Source organism: Rhodobacter capsulatus, from assembly GCF_005144475.1.
GTDB classification, from domain to species: Bacteria; Pseudomonadota; Alphaproteobacteria; order Rhodobacterales; family Rhodobacteraceae; genus Rhodobacter; species Rhodobacter capsulatus_C.
This window is the reverse complement of record NZ_SWJZ01000115.1, coordinates 1-970: the sequence shown is the minus strand read 5'-3', so window position 1 is coordinate 970 and position 970 is coordinate 1. Positions and strand designations below refer to the sequence as shown.

Annotated in this window: 2 protein-coding genes; both read left to right on the top strand. The window is 62.4% G+C overall.

Annotation, left to right across the window (positions count from 1 at the left end):
- Window positions 1-506, top strand: a 506-nt coding sequence (locus FBT96_RS20915; RefSeq protein WP_169583632.1) for a hypothetical protein, incomplete at its 5' end; no start/stop codon positions are given.
- 155 nt (window positions 507-661) lie between these two features.
- Window positions 662-874, top strand: a complete 213-nt coding sequence (locus FBT96_RS19090) for a hypothetical protein (protein WP_136909474.1) — start codon at window positions 662-664, stop codon at window positions 872-874.
- Window positions 875-970: the final 96 nt, after the last annotated feature.

Here is a 970-nt window from a genome sequence, read left to right as displayed (position 1 = left end):
GCGGCGCCGCGAATGCCTTCGACGAGTGGCTTTGGGTTCGGGACGATCTGCGCACTGTCGCGGCGCATCGGAACCTCGATCTCGAGGACAGGAAGCAGAGGGGGCAGGTGGGCCTCATGCTCGGGCAGTTCCATGAACAGGCCGAAGCATTGATCGATGCTGGTCACCGGCGCGAAACCGATGCGCCCTCCACACGGCTCGTCGGCACGATGCGCGCGATGGCCCGGACAATTGCGGCGACCGGCACGGTGTGTTTCGGGTCGGACGATGAAGCGCAACGCTTCGCGACGGATTTACGCCAGAGATATGGGAAAGGGGTTGCGACGGATCTGGCGGCGGGGCGGACCGACGCGCTGATGCAGGACTTTCCGGAAAAGCGGGATAGGCAAGCCGTGGCGCTGGCGGTCGCTAGTGCGGCGCGTGCCCATCCCGGCATGGGCGTAACCTTGCGGGAGGCGGAGCGGGCGGAGGTGCGACACCGCAACGAAGATCGGGAACTGGAATAGAGGCGCCCTGTTGCCTACCTTGTAAACGAATGGCCTGATCGGTCGATGTCGCCTCTTTCGCGGCCCTGATGTTCTTGTGACCCCCGGGGGGGGGTGCCTTCGCCTCAGGGGGAATAGTCCCGATAGGGATTTTTGTCTGGTGGATGGAGATCCAAATGGACGCGACGGCAGTTTTGCTCTTGGTTATGGTCATCTTCCTGTTTTGGATATCGATCTGGGTTCCGGCAACGATGGCGGCGGAGCGTGGCAGGTCGGTGTTCGGATGGCTCCTTTTGACGCTGTTCTTCTCGCCCATGATCACCATCATCGCGCTGCTGGTCCTGGGGCCGACGGTCGAAAAGGCTCTGGAGCGGATGCACAGAAGGTAGCCAAAGCGCCATGAGCGTCGGGGGGGGGGGCTGCGGGTATCTTGCCGAAAAAGGTATGCTACAAGACAGTGCGCGATGATCGGCGCAATATCGGGT